19 protein-coding genes are annotated in these 18,666 nt (G+C 68.2%); 12 read left to right on the forward strand and 7 right to left on the reverse strand.

Annotation, left to right across the window (positions count from 1 at the left end; genetic code table 11):
* Positions 1–81 precede the first annotated feature (81 nt).
* Together APY03_RS24240 and argE are read right to left on the reverse strand one after the other, a co-directional pair.
* Positions 82–1,221 carry a DUF445 domain-containing protein gene (locus APY03_RS24240; RefSeq protein ID WP_232081219.1) on the reverse strand — a complete coding sequence of 380 codons (1,140 nt, stop codon included), beginning with the start codon at positions 1,219–1,221 and terminating at the stop codon, positions 82–84.
* A gap of 83 nt (positions 1,222–1,304) precedes the next feature.
* Entirely contained in the window at positions 1,305–2,516 is a 1,212-nt protein-coding gene (argE, locus tag APY03_RS24245) for an acetylornithine deacetylase (protein WP_068681055.1), read from the reverse strand.
* A 62-nt stretch (positions 2,517–2,578) separates the two neighbouring features.
* Here argE and APY03_RS24250 point away from each other — a divergent pair, with 62 nt between their 5' ends.
* Together APY03_RS24250 and APY03_RS24255 are read left to right on the forward strand one after the other, a co-directional pair.
* The gene (locus tag APY03_RS24250; RefSeq protein ID WP_068680873.1) at positions 2,579–3,793 is read left to right on the forward strand and encodes a M20 aminoacylase family protein; all 1,215 of its coding nucleotides are present in this window, start codon (positions 2,579–2,581) and stop codon (positions 3,791–3,793) included.
* Entirely contained in the window at positions 3,790–4,914 is a 1,125-nt protein-coding gene (locus APY03_RS24255; RefSeq protein ID WP_068680874.1) for a M14 family metallopeptidase, read from the forward strand. Before APY03_RS24250 ends, APY03_RS24255 begins: the two co-directional genes overlap by 4 nt.
* A 3-nt stretch (positions 4,915–4,917) precedes the next feature.
* On the opposite strand, the gene APY03_RS24260 is transcribed toward APY03_RS24255, so the two are convergent.
* The gene (locus APY03_RS24260; protein ID WP_068680876.1) at positions 4,918–6,042 is read right to left on the reverse strand and encodes an ABC transporter substrate-binding protein; all 1,125 of its coding nucleotides are present in this window, start codon (positions 6,040–6,042) and stop codon (positions 4,918–4,920) included.
* Positions 6,043–6,113: 71 nt separating this feature from the next.
* Here APY03_RS24260 and APY03_RS24265 point away from each other — a divergent pair, with 71 nt between their 5' ends.
* The 3 genes from APY03_RS24265 to APY03_RS24275 all read left to right on the forward strand — a co-directional run bounded on the left by APY03_RS24265 (position 6,114) and on the right by APY03_RS24275 (position 9,690).
* Positions 6,114–8,144, forward strand: a complete 2,031-nt coding sequence (locus APY03_RS24265; RefSeq protein ID WP_068680878.1) for a molybdopterin-containing oxidoreductase family protein — start codon at positions 6,114–6,116, stop codon at positions 8,142–8,144.
* A 69-nt stretch (positions 8,145–8,213) separates the two neighbouring features.
* The gene (locus tag APY03_RS24270; RefSeq protein ID WP_083944551.1) at positions 8,214–9,356 is read left to right on the forward strand and encodes an aminopeptidase; all 1,143 of its coding nucleotides are present in this window, start codon (positions 8,214–8,216) and stop codon (positions 9,354–9,356) included.
* Positions 9,349–9,690: a polyhydroxyalkanoic acid system family protein gene (locus APY03_RS24275; RefSeq protein WP_068680880.1), complete on the forward strand. Its 342-nt coding sequence runs from the start codon at positions 9,349–9,351 to the stop codon at positions 9,688–9,690. Before APY03_RS24270 ends, APY03_RS24275 begins: the two co-directional genes overlap by 8 nt.
* A gap of 27 nt (positions 9,691–9,717) precedes the next feature.
* Here the strand turns inward: APY03_RS24275 and APY03_RS24280 are convergent, their stop codons facing one another.
* From APY03_RS24280 to APY03_RS24295, 4 genes are all read right to left on the reverse strand, one after another.
* Positions 9,718–9,975, reverse strand: a complete 258-nt coding sequence (locus APY03_RS24280; RefSeq protein ID WP_068680882.1) for an acyl-CoA-binding protein — start codon at positions 9,973–9,975, stop codon at positions 9,718–9,720.
* Between the two features lie 68 nt (positions 9,976–10,043).
* Complete coding sequence (locus tag APY03_RS24285) at positions 10,044–10,874, reverse strand: hypothetical protein (RefSeq protein ID WP_174262783.1); 831 nt, start codon at positions 10,872–10,874, stop codon at positions 10,044–10,046.
* 7 nt (positions 10,875–10,881) lie between these two features.
* Positions 10,882–11,556 carry a TetR/AcrR family transcriptional regulator gene (locus APY03_RS24290; protein ID WP_068680884.1) on the reverse strand — a complete coding sequence of 225 codons (675 nt, stop codon included), beginning with the start codon at positions 11,554–11,556 and terminating at the stop codon, positions 10,882–10,884.
* A 113-nt stretch (positions 11,557–11,669) separates the two neighbouring features.
* On the reverse strand, positions 11,670–12,164 hold the full coding sequence (locus APY03_RS24295) for a phasin family protein (protein WP_068680886.1): 495 nt from the start codon (positions 12,162–12,164) through the stop codon (positions 11,670–11,672).
* A gap of 211 nt (positions 12,165–12,375) precedes the next feature.
* On the opposite strand from APY03_RS24295, the gene rfbB reads away from it, so the two are divergent.
* The 7 genes from rfbB to APY03_RS24335 are packed head-to-tail and all read left to right on the forward strand — an operon-like array spanning position 12,376 to position 18,665.
* The gene (gene rfbB / locus APY03_RS24305) at positions 12,376–13,437 is read left to right on the forward strand and encodes a dTDP-glucose 4,6-dehydratase (RefSeq protein ID WP_068680890.1); all 1,062 of its coding nucleotides are present in this window, start codon (positions 12,376–12,378) and stop codon (positions 13,435–13,437) included.
* A complete protein-coding gene (rfbD, locus tag APY03_RS24310) occupies positions 13,434–14,324 on the forward strand; it encodes a dTDP-4-dehydrorhamnose reductase (protein WP_068680892.1) in 891 nt (296 codons plus the stop codon). The genes rfbB and rfbD overlap by 4 nt, the downstream gene beginning before the upstream one ends.
* 22 nt (positions 14,325–14,346) lie before the next feature.
* Positions 14,347–15,234: a glucose-1-phosphate thymidylyltransferase RfbA gene (gene rfbA / locus APY03_RS24315; protein WP_068680894.1), complete on the forward strand. Its 888-nt coding sequence runs from the start codon at positions 14,347–14,349 to the stop codon at positions 15,232–15,234.
* A complete protein-coding gene (gene rfbC, locus APY03_RS24320; protein WP_068680896.1) occupies positions 15,231–15,779 on the forward strand; it encodes a dTDP-4-dehydrorhamnose 3,5-epimerase in 549 nt (182 codons plus the stop codon). Before rfbA ends, rfbC begins: the two co-directional genes overlap by 4 nt.
* A complete protein-coding gene (gene rfbG / locus APY03_RS24325) occupies positions 15,776–16,861 on the forward strand; it encodes a CDP-glucose 4,6-dehydratase (protein ID WP_068680898.1) in 1,086 nt (361 codons plus the stop codon). Before rfbC ends, rfbG begins: the two co-directional genes overlap by 4 nt.
* The gene (locus tag APY03_RS24330; RefSeq protein ID WP_068680900.1) at positions 16,858–17,688 is read left to right on the forward strand and encodes an NAD-dependent epimerase/dehydratase family protein; all 831 of its coding nucleotides are present in this window, start codon (positions 16,858–16,860) and stop codon (positions 17,686–17,688) included. Before rfbG ends, APY03_RS24330 begins: the two co-directional genes overlap by 4 nt.
* Positions 17,685–18,665 (forward strand): glycosyltransferase family 2 protein, encoded by a 981-nt coding sequence (locus tag APY03_RS24335; protein ID WP_068680903.1) that lies wholly within the window; start codon positions 17,685–17,687, stop codon positions 18,663–18,665. Before APY03_RS24330 ends, APY03_RS24335 begins: the two co-directional genes overlap by 4 nt.
* Position 18,666: the final 1 nt, after the last annotated feature.

Here is an 18,666-nt window from a genome sequence, read left to right on the forward strand (position 1 = left end):
CGCCCGCCGGGGCGAAATCCCGGCTCCGCACTCAAACCAACTGCAACGTACGAACCGAAAACCCGCAGAGCAAGAGCAAGTTCAAGCCAGCGCCTGCGTGACCCAATGGATCAGCAGCCCCACCAACCCCCCCACCAGCGTCCCGTTGATCCGTATGAACTGCAGATCCCGCCCGATGTGCTTCTCCAGCTCTACGCTCATCTCCTCGGCATTCCATTGCCCCACCCGCTCCACGATGTAGCGCCGGATGTCTTCCCGGTAGCGCTCGATGGCGCGCGGCGCAGCATCCACGATCTGCTCGTTGATCCAGCGCCGCATCGCCTCGTCGGCCGCGAGGCGCGCGCCCAGCGTCCCCGCCATCGCGACGATGCGCCGCCGGATCTCCGAGTCGCTCTTCGCCAGGTCCTCCTGCAGCCAGGCCAGCAGTTCGCTCCAGAGCCCGTGCAGGTATTCGCCAAGGGCCGGGTGTGCCTGCAGCTCCGCGCGGATGGCTTCGCCGCGGCGCTTGAACTCGGGGTCGGTCTTGAGCTTGTGGACGAACTGGTGCATGAACGCGTCGAAGCGCTGCCGCACGGGGTGCGCGGGATCGCCCGCCATCTCGGCGACCGTTCGCGCGGCCGCTGCCACCACCTTGCGCGTGGCCATGCGGGCCGTGACCTGGTCGAGGCCAACGTAGCGCAACGCCCGGATCTCGCGCGCGATCGCCTCGGTGATCTGCGCCTGCACCTCGTCGCCCTCGACCGCCGCCGCGACCTGGGCCAGGAGGTCGTCCAGCAGGGCCTGGTGCCGCCCATGGGCCGTCAACGCATCCAGGGCCTGGCCCGACAGCCGCGCGATGTCGACCTGGGCCAGGCCCGCGGCCGCCGCGCGACCCAGGAATTCGCGCACGCGCGCGTCGTCGAAGGCGGCCAGGCCGTAGCGCGCCGCGCTGACCAGGTGGTCGCCGAGCGTCGCGGCATGCGCGGGTTGCGAGAGCCAATGGGCCAGCCGCGTGGCCGGGTCGAGTTGCTCCAGCTTGGCCAGCACCTGCTGCGTGCTCAGGAAGTTGTTGCAGATGAAGCCGGCCAGCCGCGCGCCGATGCGATCCTTGTTCGACGGAATGATCGCGGTGTGCGGAATGGGCAAGCCCAGTGGGTGCCGAAAGAGCGCGACCACCGCGAACCAGTCGGCGATCGCGCCCACCATCGCGGCTTCGGCGAAGGCCGCGACGTAACCCCACACGGGATCGGGATGACGCGCCGCGAGCGCCGTCGCCGCGGCATAGAGCAGGGCGGCTGCGCCGAGCAGGGCGAGGGCGACGCGCTTCAGCGGATCTCCTTGGTCTGCGCGAGCCCCTGCAGGAACTGCTCGCAGCGTGCGAGCTGGGCCAGCGTCACGTACTCGTCGGGCTGGTGCGCCTGGGTGATGCTGCCGGGGCCGCACACCACCGTCGGGATGCCGGCCTGCTTGAAGAGGCCGGCCTCTGTGCCGAAGGCCACGAGCGTGGTGCCGGCTTCGCCGGCCAGGCGCTGCGCGAGGCGGGTGACGGGGTCCTCGGCGGTGGTCAGGAAGCTGGGGATCTCGCAGATGGTCTCGAAGCTGAAGCCCGCCTCGGGCGCGATCTTCTTCATGCCGGCCTCGAGGCGGTTCGCGTGCAGCCGCATTTCCTTCTGCATCTTCTGCGCGTCGGCGGTGGGCAGGTCGCGGAACTCGTAGCGGAACTCGGCGTCTCGCGGCACCACGTTGTCCGCGATGCCGCCGTGGAACTGGCCGACGCTGGCGGTGCTGTAGGGCACGTCGAAGCCGGCGTAGCGAGGCTCGTCGCGCTCGAAGCCCTCGGCCATGTCGCGCAGCTTGCCGACCAGGCGCGCCGCCATCTCGATCGCGTTGACCGAGCGCGGCGTCAGCGAAGAATGCGCTTCCTTGCCCCGAACGCAGCAGCGGTAGCGGTAGACGCCCTTGTGCGCGATGGCCGGCACCATCATCGTCGGCTCGCCGATGATGCAGGCCAGCGGGCGGATGCCTTGCTCCTTCATGTCGGCAATCAGCTCGCGCACGCCGAAGCAGCCCACCTCCTCGTCGTAGCTGAAGGCGAAGTGAACCGCGAAGGGCGAGTCACTCTCGATGAAGCGCTGGGCATTGGCCAGCGCGATCGCGATGAAGCTCTTCATGTCGGCGGAGCCGCGGCCGTAGAGGCGGGGCTCGACCTGCATCGCCTCGCCATCGTGCTCGTCCTGGGGCCAGTCCTGGACCAGGGCCGACAGCGGGTCCACGCTCCACGCCTGCCCATCCCAGGGCACGGTGTCCGTATGGCCGGAGACGATCACGCCCGCCGGCTTGCCCGCGCCCAGCGTGGCGAACAGGTTTGCCTTGGTCCTGTCGGCGTTGTAGGTGAGCCGGCTGCGCACGCCCAGGCCGGCCAGGTGGTCGCGCGCGAAGTCGATGAGCTCCAGGTTGCTGCGGGTGCTCACGGTGTTCATGCGCACCAGGGTCTGGGCGAAATCGAGGCTGCGAGTGGAGAGGAGGGGGGTCGGCATGCGGGCCATTGTCCCCGGAAGTTAGTCTGGCGAGTACTTTCGCGTGAGCCTAGACTCTCCCTATGAAACTTATCGACTCCCTGGTCACCCAGGCGGCCGGCATCGCCACCGTCCGGCGCGACCTGCATGCCCATCCCGAACTCTGCTTCCAGGAGCAGCGCACCGCCGACGTGGTGGCAGCCAAGCTCACCGAATGGGGCATCCCCATCCACCGCGGCCTGGCCACCACCGGCGTGATCGGCATCGTGAAGAACGGCAGCAGCCCCCGCGCCGTCGGCCTGCGCGCCGACATGGATGCGCTGCCGGTCACCGAGCTCAACACCTTTGCCCATGCCAGCAAGCACCCCGGCAAGATGCACGCCTGCGGCCATGACGGCCACACCGCGATGCTGCTGGCGGCGGCGCAGCACCTGGCGAAGCATCGCAACTTCGACGGCACGGTGTACCTGATCTTCCAGCCGGCCGAGGAGGGCGGCGGCGGGGCGCGCGAAATGGTCAAGGAGGGCCTGTTCGAGCAGTTCCCGATGGAGGCCGTGTTCGGCATGCACAACTGGCCCGGCATGAAGGCCGGCCAGTTCGCCGTCAGTCCCGGGCCGGCGATGGCCTCGAGCAACGAGTTCACCATCACCATCCGGGGCAAGGGCGGCCATGCGGCGCTGCCGCACACCGGCATCGATCCGGTGCCGATCGCCTGCGAGATGGTGCAGGCCTTCCAGACCATCATCACCCGCAACAAGAAGCCGACCGAAGCCGGCGTGATCTCGGTCACGATGATCCACGGCGGCGAAGCCAGCAACGTGATCCCCGACTGCTGCGAGCTCAAGGGGACGGTGCGCACCTTCACGCTGGAGGTGCTCGACCTGATCGAGGCGCGCATGAAGAAGATCGCCGAGCATGTGAGCGCGGCGCACGAGGCCGAGTGCGACTTCCATTTCCATCGCAACTACCCGCCCACGATCAACACCGCCGCCGAGGCGAACTTCGCGCGCCGCGTGATGGCCGGCATCGTCGGCGAGGAGAACGTGCTGGTGCAGGAGCCGGCGATGACGGCGGAGGACTTCGCCTTCATGCTGCAGGCCCGGCCCGGCGCCTATGCCTTCATCGGCAACGGTGACGGCAGCCACCGCGACCTGCACCACGGCGGCGGCCCCTGCATGCTGCACAACGCGAGCTACGATTTCAACGACGACCTGATACCGCTGGGCGCGACCTGCTGGGTGCGGCTGGCCGAGGAGTTCCTGGGCGGCCCAGCGCTGGCAGGGGAGCGCGCTGCATGATCGGTGTGGGCGAAGCCTTTGCGCCCCGCTATGCGCTGGCCCGCCAGAAGTTCCTGGAGGGCTGCGCCGCGGCGGGGCTGGCGGTGCGCTCCCATGTGCAACCCCTCCTGGGCCGCGACGGCGAGGAACTGGCCATGGACGTGGCGCTCGACGGCGACGCGCGGGCCGAAAGCCTGCTGATCGTGAGCAGCGGCTGCCACGGCGTCGAGGGCCATTGCGGCAGCGGCGTGCAGGTGTTCGCGCTGCACGATGCCGAGTGGCGCGAGAAAGCACGCGACCAGGGCGTGGCAGTGCTGTATGTGCATGCGCTGAACCCGCACGGCTTCTCGCACAGCCGGCGCGTCACGCACGAGAACGTGGACCTGAACCGCAACTTCCTCGACTTCTCGCAGCCGCTGCCGGTGAACGAGGCCTACGCCAGCCTCCAGCCGCTGCTGCTGCCCGAGCAGTGGCCACCGTCGGCGGCGAACCAGGCGGAGATCGATGCCCTCATCGCGCGCGAGGGGCTGCCCTTCTACCAGGCCGCCGTGACGCGTGGGCAGTACCAGTTCGCCGACGGCCTGTTCTACGGCGGCAGTGCGCCCACCTGGAGCAACAAGGCCCTGCGCGAGGTGCTGCGCACGCATGCAGGCCGGGCCCGCAGCATCGGCTGGATCGACCTGCACACCGGCCTCGGGCCCAACGGCATCGGCGAGCGCATCTTCGCCGGCCGCGACGACAAGGCCGCCTATGCAAGGGCGAACGCCTGGTGGGGCACGGCAGCGGCGCCGGTCACCTCGATGTATGACGGCTCCTCGACATCCGCCTACCTGACCGGGCTGATGTGCTACGCCCTGGGAGACGAATGCCCCCAGGCCGAGCACACCTCGATCGCGCTGGAGTACGGCACCGAGCCGATGCTGGAAGTGACGGCGGCCCTGCGCGGGGACCATTGGCTGCATCGCCACCCCGAGGCGCCGGCCGAGCTGGCCCAGGCCATCCGCGCGCGCATGCTCGCGGCCTTCTACAGCGACACCGACGCGTGGCGCGGGCAAGTGATCAGCCAGGCGCGGCAGGCGATGTTCCAGGCGGTGGATGGCCTGGCGGGGTTTGCTCCCTCTCCCCGAGAGCGAGGGATCTGATCCTCAGGTGCGGATGCGACCATCGCCCGTGATCATCGACAGCTCCACGAACTTCGACGCCACGTGGTTGCGCGGCGAGAAGGAGACCTCGAAGCCGCCGAACTGCTGCCGGTCGATGCTCTCCAGCCCCGCGATCAGGCTCTCGCGCGTGAGCTTGCCGGGCGCGCGGCGCAGGCCTTCGGCCAGCACCTTGGCGGCCAGGTAGCCCTCCATGCTCGAGAAGTTGGACTGCACCGTGCCGCCGCTCTTCTTCACCGCGTCGTTGAACTCGCGCGTGATGCCGTTCGCGGCATAGTAGGGAGAGGGCACGACCTGGGTGACGACCACCCCGGCGCCGTCCTTGCCCAGTTCGTCGGCCAGCGCCTGCGTGCCGACGAAGGACACGTTGTAGAAGGTGCCGCCGTAGCCCGCCTTGCGCGCTTCGCGGATGAAGGCGGCGCAGGACTTGTAGGCGCTGACCTGGACCACCGCGTCCGGCCTGGCCGCCACGATGGTCTTCACCGCCGCTGCGACGTCGACCGTGTTGCGCTCCACCGTGGCCAGGGCCGCGGGCTTCAGGTCGAGCTGCGAGAGCGCGAGCGTCACGCCGTCCAGGCCGGCCTTGCCGTAGGCATCGTTCTGGTAGAAGACCGCGATCTTCCGCAGGCCCAGGTGGGTGAGCTGCTTGACGATCAGCGCCGTCTCGTCGTTGTACGAGGCGCGCAGGTGGAACACGTTGCGGTGGAAGGGCTCGCGCAGCGCCATCGCGCCGGTGAAGGGCGCGATGAAGGGCACCCTCGCATTCACCGCGAGCGGCAAGGCCGCCAGGCTGGTAGGCGTGCCGATGTAGCCGAAGAGTGCGAACGCTTCCTCGTCGATCAGCTTCTTCGTGTTGGCGGCGCAGCGCTCGGGCTCGTAGCCGTCGTCCAGAAACTTGATCTGCACATCGCGGTGGCCGGACAGTGCGTTGTACTGGTCGAGGTACAGCTTGGCGCCCTGGTGGAACTGGATGCCCAGCTGCGCCGCCGGCCCGCTGAAGGGCGCCGACTGGCCCAGCACGACGGGCGCTTCGCCCTGTGCCCTCGCGATGCCGAAGCCGCCGAGTGCCGCAGCACCCGCCGCGATCGAAAAGTGCCTGCGATGGATCATCGTGAAAACTCCAGAGCGCCGCCGCGGCGCAGAACTTAGACTTGACCGGTCCACTCATTGCCCGGCCACCCATGAACTCCCCGACCCAGGTGCTCGGCGCCTGCCCCCACGACTGCCCCGACACCTGCTCTCTCGTGACCACCGTGCAGGACGGCCGGGCCGTCAAGCTGCAGGGGAACCCGGCGCATCCGCACACGGCCGGCGTGCTGTGCACCAAGGTTTCGCGCTACATCGAACGCAACGACCATGCCGAGCGGCTGCTGCAGCCCCTGAAACGGGTCGGGCCCAAGGGCAGCGGCCGGTTCGAACCTGTGAGCTGGGACGCGGCCCTTTCCGACATCGCTGAACGCCTGAACGGGTTGCGCTGTAACAATTCGTCAGAATCGATTTTGCCCTACAGCTATGCGGGAACGATGGGTCTTGTGCAGGGCGAGTCGATGGATCGTCGCTTTTTCCACAAGTTGGGAGCCTCGCTGCTCGACCGCACGATCTGCTCGACGGCAGGGGGTGAGGCCTTAAGTTTTACGCTCGGCGGCAAGGTCGGCATGCGGGTCCAGTTCTTTGCCGAAGCGAAGCTGATCCTGATCTGGGGCAGCAACTCGATCGGGAGCAATCTGCATTTCTGGCGCCATGCGCAAGCGGCGAAGCGCGCGGGCGCCAGGCTGGTGTGCATCGACCCGCGCCGGACCGAGACCGCCGACAAGTGCGACGAGCACATCGCGCTGCTGCCGGGCACCGATGCGGCGCTGGCCTTCGGGCTGATGCACGAGCTGATCGTCAACGACTGGCTGGACCACGACTACATCGAGCGCCACACCGTCGGCTGGGAGCCGCTGCGCGAGCGCGCCCTGCAGTGGCCGCCGGCCCGCGCGGCCGCGGTTTGCGGCGTGCCCGAGGCGCAGATCGTCGCGCTGGCGCGCGCCTACGGCACCACGCGGCCGGCGGCGATCCGGCTCAACTACGGCATGCAGCGGGTGCGCGGGGGCGGCAATGCGACGCGCGCCATCGCCTGCCTGCCGGCGCTGGTCGGCGCCTGGCGCGAGCGCGCCGGCGGGCTGCTGCTGAGCAGCTCGGGCCAGTTCCCGGTCGACCGCGCCGCGCTGCAGCGGCCCGACCTGCTGGCGGGGCGGCGGCCGCGCACCATCAACATGGTTGCCATCGGCGATGCCCTGCTCGACACCGCAAACCCGATCCGGGCGCTGGTGGTCTACAACAGCAACCCGGTCGCCGTCGCGCCGGATTCGGCCAGGGTGGTGGCGGGCTTCGCGCGCGAGGACCTGTTCACCGTGGTGCTCGAGCAGTTCCAGACCGACACCGCCGACTATGCCGACTACCTGCTGCCGGCCACCACCCAGCTCGAGCACTGGGACATCCACACCAGCTACGGCCACACCGACGTGCTGCTCAACCGGCCCGCGGTGGCGCCGCGCGGCGAGGCGCGCAGCAACGCCTGGGTGTTCCGCGAGCTCGCGCGTCGCATGGGCTTCGACGAGCCCTGCTTCTCCGACGACGACGAGACGCTGTGCCGCAGCGCCTTCGCGCCCGGCACGATCGATATCGAGGAACTGCAGGCCCAGGGCTTCACCAGCCTGAAGCTGCCGGAGGCGCCGTTTGCCGAAGGGGGCTTCCCCACGCCCTCGGGCCGGTGCGAGTTCTTCAGCGCACGGCTCTCGGCCCAGGGACAGGACGGCCTGCCGGGCCACGTCCCCAACTACGAGCCGGCCGGCAGCTCGACGGAGTTTCCGCTGGCGATGATCTCGCCGCCGGCGCGCAACTTCCTCAATTCGAGCTTCGTGAACGTGAAGAGCCTGCGCGCGATCGAGGGCGAGCCGCTGCTCGAAATCCACGAGGACGACGCCGCCGCCCGCGGGATCGTCGACGGTGCGATGGTGCGCGTGTTCAATCGCCGCGGCGAGCACCGCTGCCGCGTCGAGGTCTCGCGCCGCGCGCGGCCCGGCGTGGTGCACGGGTTGGGGATCTGGTGGCGCAAGCTCGGTGCCGACGGCACCAACGTCAACCAGCTCACCAGCCAGCGGCTGACCGACATCGGCCGCGGGCCCACCTTCTACGACTGCCTGGTCGAGGTCGTGCCCGATGCCTGAGGTGCCGGCATGAGTCGCACGGCCGTTCCGGATGCGAACAGCACCGCGGCCGCACGCGAAGGCATTCGAATGAGCAAGACGCGCGCGGCCCTTGCTGCCGTGGCCGTGCTGACTCTCGCCGGCTGCGCCGACCTGGGCTACTACTGGCAGTCGGCCAGCGGCCATCTGGCGCTCATGCGCGCGGCGCGGCCGGTGCCGCAGTGGCTGCAGGACCCGGCCGCCACCGACGCGCTGAAGGCCAAGCTGGCGCTCACGCAGCGCATCCGCCGCTTCGCAGTCGCCGAGCTCGGCCTGCCGGACAACCCGAGCTACAAGGCCTACGCCGACCTGCACCGGCCGGCCGCGGTCTGGAACGTGGTGGCGGCGCCCGCGCATTCGCTCACTCTCAAGACATGGTGCTTCCCCGTCGCGGGCTGCGTCGGCTACCGCGGCTACTACGACGAGGCGGCAGCCCGCGCAGAGGCCGCCACACTGGTTGCCCAGGGCCTCGAAGCGGCCGTCTATCCGGTGCCGGCCTACTCCACGCTGGGCTGGATGAACTGGGCCGGCGGCGATCCGCTGCTGTCGACCTTCATCGGCTACCCGGAAGGCGAACTGGCACGCATCGTGTTCCATGAGCTGGCGCACCAGGTGCTCTACGTGCCTGGCGACACGATGTTCAACGAGTCCTTCGCGACTGCGGTGGAGCGGATCGGCGGCGCTCGCTGGCTGCAGACCCAGGCCGGCGATGCGGCGCGCGCCGAGTACGCGCTGTTCGACGGCCGTCGCCAGCAGTTCCGCGCCCTCACGGCCGCCACGCGCCGGGCGCTCTCGGGCATCTACGCCTCGAAGGAAGCCCAGGCCGGCGACTGGGCGGCGGTCGATGCGCAGAAGAAGGCCGCGATGGAAGACTTCCGCCAGCGCTACGCAGCCCTGCGCGCCGGCTGGAGCGGCCCTCGGCAGGGCGCCTACGACGGCTGGGTGGCGCGGGCCAACAACGCGCTGTTCGGCGCGCAGGCCGCGTACGACGAGCTGGTGCCCGGCTTCGAGGCGCTGTTCGAGCGCGAAGGCCGGGACTGGCCGCGCTTCTATGCGGCAGTCAAGCGCCTGGCCTCGCTGCCCAAGGACGAGAGAATGGTGGCGCTGCGGACTGGGGACGCCGTGGCGCCCGCGGCCCGCAGGCAGACCGGCGAACCCGGCCAACACGGCCGACACGGAGGGCGCGGTGCCTGACATCCACATCGAACGCAGCCATCAACTCGGCATCGAGGCCGCGCGCGCGATCGCGCGCAAATGGGTCAGCCAGGTCGAGCAGGACTATGGCCTGGCCTGCAGCTACGAGGAAGGCCAGGCCCGCGACATCGGCCGCTTCAGCCGCGCGGGCATTGACGGCAGCGTCGAGGTCAGCGGCGACAGCTTCACGCTGCGCGCGACGCTGGCCGGCCTGTTCTCCGGTTTCAGCGGGCAGATCAAGGAGCGCTTGCGGCAGAAGCTGGACGACCTGCTGGGCCGGCCCGATGACGACGAGGATGACGACGACGCCTACAACGACAAGGACTGGCGCTGAGCGCCGCGCCGGCGCTGCCGTTGGCGCTCAGCCGCGCAGCGACTCGATCAGGTCGATGTACTTTTGCTTGGCCTCGTCCGCGCTCAAGCCTTTCTGGGCGGTCCAGGCGTCCCACTTGGCGCGCGCAACGATGTCGCTGAAGCTGGGCTTCTTCTCGGTGTTGTCGCCCAGCGTCGCCTGCTTGAACAGGCCGTAGATCTTGAGCAGCGTCGGGTTGTCCGGGCGCTCGGCGAGCAGTTTGGAGTTGGCCTGGGCGGCTTCGAACAGGGCGTTCAGGTCGGACATGATGGGGATCGTGTGGATGGGGCCCGCATCTTAAGTGACGTTTGCGTTGACAAAGCGCCAGTGAGGGCTCAGTCGCGCAGCCCGGCGCGCGCCAACTCCACGTCGAGCCGCTCGCGCGCATCGGCCGGGTCCACCGCGGCGGCGCGCTCGTAGAGGCTGGTGGCCTCGGACAGGCGCGCATCGCCATCCAGCATCAGCATGCCGCGGGCATATTCCATCATCGCGCCGGGCGAGCGGGGGTGGAGTTCCAGACCGCGCTCGAAGAGCTCGATCGCGGTCTCGGCGCGCACGCCGTAGGTCATGCGGCCGACCAGCGCGCCGACCTTGTCGATGACCTCGGCATGGAAGGCCGCGAGCGCCACATGGGCCGCGGCGTGCCGCGGCTCGAGCGCGATCACTCGTTCGAGCGCGCCCTTCACCTTGGTGCCCAGGCCCTGCGCCAGCGCCCGTGCCACGCTGATGCCTTGGCTGTAGCGGCCGAGGGCATAGGCTTGCCAATAGAGCGCGTGGGCGTTGTCGGGCTCTTGCGCCGCCTGGCCGGCGGCGCGCTCTGCCACCAGCTTGAACAGGGCCTGCCGCGTCGCCTCGCGCGGCTCGAGATAGTTGGCATAGATGGCCGTGGCCTGGTTGGCCAGCATCAGCCCCTCGCCGCCGTGCCGCAGTCCCAGCTTGGCCGCGCGTTCGAAGTCGCCGCTGTGGTAGAGCGCCCAGCCCTCGGCCAGCGGACCGGGTGCCGGCGGCGGCAGCCCGTGTCCGCCGTGCAACCTGGCCCAATGCTGCAGGACTTCGGCGGCATCGAAGCGCGGCGCGTCCCTGTAGGGCATCTGGACCCATGGCTCCGAAGCAGGCGCCGTATCGGTAGCCAGCAGCGAGAGAGGTTGGAGATCGGGATGGGCCATGCGATGCTCAGACGGTTGTCGGCTGATCTTCGCCCGCATAGGCGTTGCTCAGCGTAAGCAAATGCCGCCGCTGCTCCGCGGCGAGGTAGGGCGCAAGCAGATGGAGCGTGTGGTGCGCGCCGCGCAGCAGGGCGCTCTGGGCATGGCCGGGCTCCAGCGCCTCACGGGGGTTGCGCACGTACTCGTAGCTCAGCCAGTAGGTCAGCACCACCACCATGCTCTGGGCCAGCGGATCGACCTCGGCCGCGTCGATGTCCAGGTGGCCGGACCGGCTCATGCCGGCGAGCAGCGCCCGGATCGCGCGCGCCTTGTTCTGGAGCACCAGCTGGAACTGAGTCTCGAGGTGCCGGTTCTTGGAGAGCAGGTCGTTGAGGTCGCGGTAGAGGAAGCGGTAGCGCCAGATCAGCTCGAACAGGCTGTGCATGAAGAACCAGGCATCCTCCACGTCGCGCACGCCCTCGCTCGCGTGCAGCAGCTCATTGAGCTCGGTCTCGTAGCCTTCGTAGAGCCGGTTGATCAGCTCATCCTTGGCGGGGTAGTGGTAGTAGAGGTTGCCGGGACTGATGTTGAGCTCGCCCGCCACCAGCGTGGTCGAGACGTTCGGCTCCCCGAACCGGTTGAACAGGTCCAATGCGGCTTCGAGGATGCGTTGTGCAGTGCGGCGTGGCGCCTTCTTGGCCATGAGCTCGTAGCCCCCGGTTTGTCTCCTGAGGCCACTCTAGCGCAAGTCCCGGGCCGCGGGGCGATTGCTGCACTGCGATGCGTGCCGCGGCCGCCGATCGAGGGCGCGGTGGCTCAGTCGTCGCTGCTGGGCTTGCGCCGCCGCGAAGGCTTGGCCGCGGCTTCGGCCGGATGGCGCGCGGCCGTCTTGCGTGGCGCCCGTGCGGGCCGGCTGGCTGTGTCCTTGCGCCTGAGCTGGGCCTCGAGCGCCTCGACCCGCGCCTGGAGTGCCGCCACCTCGTGCGCCGAGGGCATGCCGAGCTTCTCGAGTGCGCGCGCCACGCGGTCCTCGAAGATGGATTCGAGCTTGCCCCATCCACCCGCCGCCTTGGTGCCGAACTCGCTGGCGAAGCCGGCCATGCGGGCCTGGGCCTGGGCCAGCGTTTCCTCGGCGGCGTGCTGGGTCTTCTTCTGCACGCCGAGGCCGTCCTTCACCAGCGCCTCGAAGGCCTTGCTGCCCTCCTGCTGCATCTTGGCGAAGGCGCCGAGGCCGGCGAGCCAGATCTGCTGGGCGGAGTCCTTGATGCGGTCGGTCTTGTCGTCGGGCTTGTCGTCGTCCGTGTTGGCCATGGTCAGTTCCTGGGAGTGAATGGCGAAACTCTAGCCGCGCCCGCGGCCCTGCGTGTAGAGCCCGCGGCCTAGCGGCGCGCCGATGATCGCTTCCTCCTCGCCGGGACCAGCGGCCCGCAGGGCGCCGGCGCCTTCCGGCGCATGCCGCGATGGGATAATCCCCGATTGCCGGCCGGCAGGCGGTCTTTTCATTTCCACAGCGGGGAACTTCATGATCCTGGTTACCGGCGGCGCCGGATTCATCGGCGCCAACTTCGTTCTCGACTGGCTCGCCCAGAGCGACGAGGCCGTGGTCAACCTCGACAAGCTCACCTACGCCGGCAACCTCGAGACCCTGGCCTCGCTCAAGAGCAACCCCGCGCACATCTTCGTGCAGGGCGACATCGGCGACAGTGCCCTGGTCGATTGCCTGCTCGCCGAGCACCAGCCGCGCGCGGTGCTCAACTTCGCGGCCGAGTCGCACGTGGACCGCTCGATCCACGGGCCCGAGGATTTCGTGCAGACCAACGTGCTGGGCACCTTCCGCCTGCTCGAATCCGTGCGCGGCTACTGGAGCGCCTTGCCTGCGGAGCAGAAGGCGGCCTTCCGCTTCCTCCACGTCTCGACCGACGAGGTCTACGGCTCGCTGTCGTCCAGCGACCCGGCCTTCACCGAAGAGCACAAGTACGAGCCCAACAGCCCCTACTCGGCCAGCAAGGCCGCCAGCGACCACCTGGTGCGTGCCTGGCACCACACCTACGGCCTGCCGGTGCTCACCACCAACTGCTCGAACAACTACGGCCCCTTCCATTTCCCCGAGAAGCTGATCCCGCTGATGATCGTCAACGCCCTCGCCGGCAAGCCGCTGCCGGTATATGGCGACGGCATGCAGGTGCGCGACTGGTTGTACGTGAAGGACCATTGCAGCGCCATCCGCCGCGTGCTCGAGGCCGGCAAGCTGGGCGAGACCTACAACGTGGGTGGCTGGAACGAGAAGCCCAACATCGAGATCGTGCACACCGTTTGCGCGCTGCTCGACGAACTGCGCCCGCGCGCGGACGGCCGCGGCTACAAGGAGCAGATCACCTTCGTGACCGACCGCCCCGGCCACGACCGGCGCTACGCCATCGATGCGCGAAAGCTCGAGCGCGAGCTGGGCTGGAAGCCGGCCGAGACCTTCGACAGCGGCATCCGCAAGACCGTCGAGTGGTACCTCGACAACGCGGCGTGGGTGCGCAACGTGCAAAGCGGTGCCTACCGCGACTGGGTGAAGAAGCAGTACGAGGCCGCATGAAGGTAGTGCTGCTCGGAAAGACGGGGCAGGTGGGCTGGGAGCTGCAGCGCAGCCTGGCGCCGCTTGGCGAACTGATCGCGCTGGACTCCAGGAGCACCGAGTTCCCCGCCGACTTTCGCGATCCGGCGCGGGTGGCCCAGACGGTGCTCGCGCTGCGGCCCGACGTGGTCGTCAATGCCGCCGCGCACACCGCGGTCGACAAGGCCGAGAGCGAGCCCGAGCTCGCGCGCACGCTGAATGCCACCGCGCCCGGTGCCATCGCCCAGGCCGCACAGCAGGTCGGTGCGCTGATGGTGCACTACTCCACCGACTACGTGTTCGACGGCAGCGGCGAGCGGCCCTGGCAGGAAGGCGATGCCACCTCGCCGCTCAGCGTGTACGGCCGCACCAAGCTGGAGGGTGAGCAGCTGATCGCCGCGCATTGCCCCAGGCACCTGATCTTCCGCACCAGCTGGGTCTATGCCGCGCGCGGCGGCAACTTCGCCAAGACCATGCTGCGACTGGCCAAGGAGCGCGAGCGCTTGACCGTGATCGACGACCAATTCGGCGCCCCGACCGGCGCCGAGCTGCTGGCCGACGTGACGGCCCATGCCATCCGCGACACGCTGCGCGAACCGGCGAAGGCCGGGCTGTACCACCTGGCAGCCGGCGGGGAGACCACCTGGCACGGCTATGCGCGCTTCGTGCTCGAGCAGGCCGAGGAGGCCGGCGTCGCGCTGAAGGCCGGGCCCGGCATGGTCGACGCCGTACCCACCAGCGCCTTTCCCACCCCCGCCACGCGCCCGCACAATTCACGCCTGAGCACCAACAAGCTGCGGTCCACCTTCGGCCTCAGCCTGCCGCACTGGCAGAACGGCGTCGCGCGCATGCTGCACGAGACGCTCTGACTCACCACCGGAAAACAATCCCATGACGCAACGCAAAGGCATCATCCTGGCCGGCGGCTCCGGCACACGCCTGCATCCGGCCACGCTGGCGATCAGCAAGCAGCTGCTGCCGGTCTACGACAAGCCGATGATCTACTACCCCCTCAGCACGCTGATGCTGGGCGGCATGCGCGACATCCTCGTCATCAGCACGCCGCAGGACACGCCGCGCTTCCAGCAATTGCTGGGTGATGGGAGCCAGTGGGGCATCAACCTGCAGTACGCGGTGCAGCCGAACCCTGACGGGCTGGCGCAGGCCTTCATCATCGGCGACAAGTTCGTCGGGAATTCCCCGAGCGCGCTGGTGCTCGGGGACAACATCTTCTACGGACATGACTTCTTCCACCTGCTCTCCGGTGCCGACGAGAAGGAGAGCGGTGCAACGGTGTTTGCCTATCACGTGCACGACCCTGAGCGCTATGGCGTGGTTGCCTTCGATGCGAACGGCAAGGCCAGCAGCATCGAGGAGAAGCCGGCCCAGCCCAAGAGCAGCTATGCGGTGACGGGGCTGTATTTCTACGACAACCAGGTGGTCGACATCGCCAAGGCGGTAAAGCCCAGCGCGCGCGGCGAGCTGGAGATCACCGCCGTCAACCAGGCCTACCTGGAGCGCGGCCAGCTCAACGTGCAGATCATGCAGCGGGGCTATGCCTGGCTCGACACCGGCACCCACGAGAGCCTGCTCGAGGCCGGGCAATTCATTGCCACGCTGGAGCATCGGCAGGGGCTCAAGATTGCTTGCCCGGAAGAGGTGGCGTGGCGCAATGGGTTCATCAATAGCGCACAACTTGAGGAACTTGCCAAGCCGCTGGAGAAGAGCGGCTACGGCAAGTACCTGAATCATTTGCTGACCGATGGGGTGCGCTCGTGAAGGTGACGCCGACTGCGATTCCCGATGTGCTCGTGATCGAGCCGAAGGTGTTCGGCGATGCCCGCGGGTTCTTCTATGAAAGCTTCAACGGCCGGGCGTTCGACGAGGCGGTAGGGCGGCACGTGGACTTCGTGCAGGACAACCATTCGCGCTCGGTGAAGGGCGTGCTGCGCGGGCTGCACTATCAGATACAGCAGCCGCAAGGCAAGCTGGTGCGGGTGGTGCGTGGTGCGGTGTTCGACGTCGCGGTCGATATCCGCAGGTCATCACCGACCTTCGGGCAGTGGGTGGGAGTGGAGCTCACGGAAGAGAATCACAAGCAGTTGTGGGTGCCCGAAGGGTTTGCGCATGGGTTCCTGGTGGTGAGCGATTCGGCGGATTTCTTGTACAAGACGACGAACTACTACGCGCCGACGCATGAGCGAGCGATTCTCTGGAATGACCCGGCTCTTGGCATCCGGTGGCCGGAAACCGGCGTTGCACCCCAGCTGTCCGCGAAGGACCGGCAGGCCTCGATGCTGGAGGGTGCGGAGTTGTTCCCATGACGATCCCGGCTGACTTCGAAGCGGCGCTCAAGGGTCGAAAAGTCTTCGTCACTGGCCATACGGGCTTCACGGGCGGATGGGCCTGCCTCTGGCTGCGGTCGCTCGGCGCTGTCGTTGCGGGCTACTCACTGCCGCCTGACACCACCCCGTCGCTGTTTGTCGAGGCGGGCATCGAGGCCGAGATGCACGCCAGCACGCTTGGCGACATCTGCGAGTACGAGCATCTTCTGGATGCGATGCGCAGCTTCGAGCCGGAACTCGTGCTGCACCTGGCCGCACAGCCGCTCGTGCGGCGCTCCTACCGGGAGCCGCTGTGGACCTTCCAGGTGAACGCCCAGGGCACGGCCCACGTCCTCGAGGCGGCGCGCAACGTGAAGAGCGTTCGCGGCGCAGTCTGCGTCACCACCGACAAGGTCTACAAGAACAACGAATGGCCGTGGCCCTACCGGGAGAATGATCCGCTGGGAGGCAAGGACCCCTACAGCGCGTCCAAGGCCGCGGCTGAAATGGTGATCCAGAGCTATGCGGCGTCGTACCCCTTTTCCAAAGGTGAGGGCCCGGCCATTGCGATCGCGCGTGGCGGCAACATCGTTGGCGGAGGCGACTGGTCCGAGGACCGGCTCATTCCCGACTTCGTGCGCAGCGCGATTGCGGGCACGCCGCTGACCTTGCGCTATCCCGACGCGACGCGGCCGTGGCAGCATGTCCTGGCGCTCGTGCACGGCTATCTGCTCCTGATGTCGAAGCTCGTGGGACCGCAGGCACAGGAGTTTGCGCGCGCATGGAACCTCGGTCCACAGGACCTCAGGCAATACTCGGTGCGCGAGGTCCTGGAGCTCATGAGCAGCGAGTGGCGACGCCCGCCCCTCGAGTTCATGAACAACCCATTGCCGGAAGCGGGTGCGCTGGCGCTCGACAGCTCGCTGGCGCGCAACCTGCTGGGCTGGGCACCCGCCTGGGACACCCAGCGCGTGATTCGCGAAACGGCGTCCTGGTACCGCCAGTACTACGAAGCGCCGCAAACCGCCAAGGCGTTGACCCTGGCGCAAATCGATGCATGGCGCAGGGACATCGTCGAATGATCTATGTGATCGGCGGGCGTGGCCGGCTCGGGCGTGCGATCCAGTCGTCGCGCCCGCTGGACCAGGTCACCGTGCTGGATCGGGCGATCTACGAAGACTGGTGGCAAGCTGACGCCACCTCGCGGATTGCCCGCTTCTTCGAAGCCGCGCCGGCCGGCTCGGTGATCCTGGTCGCCGCGGGGTTGCTCGATCCGGCGCTGCCGCGCGCCGACCACCAGCGTGTCAATGTCGAGCTTCCCACCCGCGTGATGGAAGCTGCGCGCAGGTCGGGGCAGCGCGTGGTGACCTTCGGCACCGTGATGGAGCGCCTGGTCGAGCACCCGAATGCCTACGTCGCCACCAAGGCCGAGCTCGGGCGCCTCGTGGCGCAGCGGGCGGCGGCGGGCGATGCCGTCCTGCATCTGCAGATCCATACGCTGTACGGCGGCGGCGAGCCCGCTCCTTTCATGTTCCTGGGCCAGCTCCTGCGGGCATTGCGAGAGGGCCGTCCTTTCGAGATGTCCCCGGGTCGGCAATTGCGCGAGTATCACCATGTGGACGACGACGTCGCCGCGATTCATGCAGCGCTCGAGGCCGGATCGAGCGGCCTGCTGGCGCTGAGCCATGGCGCGCCCTGCACGCTGCGCGATCTGGCTTCCCACGTGTTCTCCGCGCTGGATCGTGTCGATCTCCTGCGCATCGGCGCGCGGCCCGAGCCGCCCGACGACAACTACGCGACCGTGCTCCCCCAGCCCAGCGTGATCAAGAATATCCCTTTCCGCCCGGCACTCCCCGGTGTCACGGCCTATCTGAAGGCACTTCTCGCAGAGCCGCAACAACAAGCATGAACGACGGTAGCTCTCCGCCGGCACGACGACCCCTGGTGTCGATCTCCATCCCCGTGCTCAATGAGGCGGGCAACATCGAGGCGCTCTACGCGCGCCTCGTGGCGCTCGGCGAACGCATGGCGGATCGCTGCGATCTCGAATTCGTCTTTACCGACAACCACTCGGACGATCGGACCTGGCCGATGCTGGAGCAACTGGCCGCTGCGGACCCGCGGGTGCGCGCCATGCGCTTTTCCCGCAACTTCGGATTCCAGAGCTCGATCCTCGCCAACTATCTGCATGCACGCGGCGACGCGGTCATGCAGATCGATGCGGACCTGCAGGACCCTCCCGAGATGCTGGAGCAGTTCTTCGAGCTCTGGCAGCAGGGCCATCATGTTGTCTATGGCATCCGGCGCAAGCGGCCCGAGGGCTGGCTGCTCAACCTGATCCGCAAGTGCGGCTACTGGGTGATCGACAAGGTCAGCGAACATCCGATCCCGCGCGACGTGGGCGATTTCCGGCTGATCGATCGCGCGGTGGTCGAGGCCATCGCCAAGTCCCGCCCGGCCAACCCTTACCTGCGCGGCATGATCGCCGGCCTGGGATTCAATCAGACCGGCATCGTCTACGACCGCGACGCGCGGACGGTAGGGGAGAGCAAGTTCAATGTGACGCGATTGGTGCGGCTCGGGCTGACGGCGGTGTTCAATCACTCCACCGTGCCGTTGCGGATGGCCTCCTTCGTCGGCATCGTGATCCTGCTGTTCAGCCTGGTTGCCGCTGCATACTATGTCGTCCTGCGCTTCCTGCAGCCCGACCTGCCGCGCGGCTTCGTGAGCATCCAGGTGCTGATCCTGTTCGGGATCGGGCTCAACGCTTTCCTGTTGGGCATCATTGGCGAATACATCCTGAGGATCTACAGGATCCTCCGTTCCGACCCGATCGCCATTGTCGAGCGCACGCTCAACATGCGACGGGACGATCTCAAGCTTTAGC

The sequence above is a fragment of the Variovorax sp. WDL1 genome (genome assembly GCF_001541225.1).
Lineage (GTDB): Bacteria > Pseudomonadota > Gammaproteobacteria > Burkholderiales > Burkholderiaceae_C > Variovorax.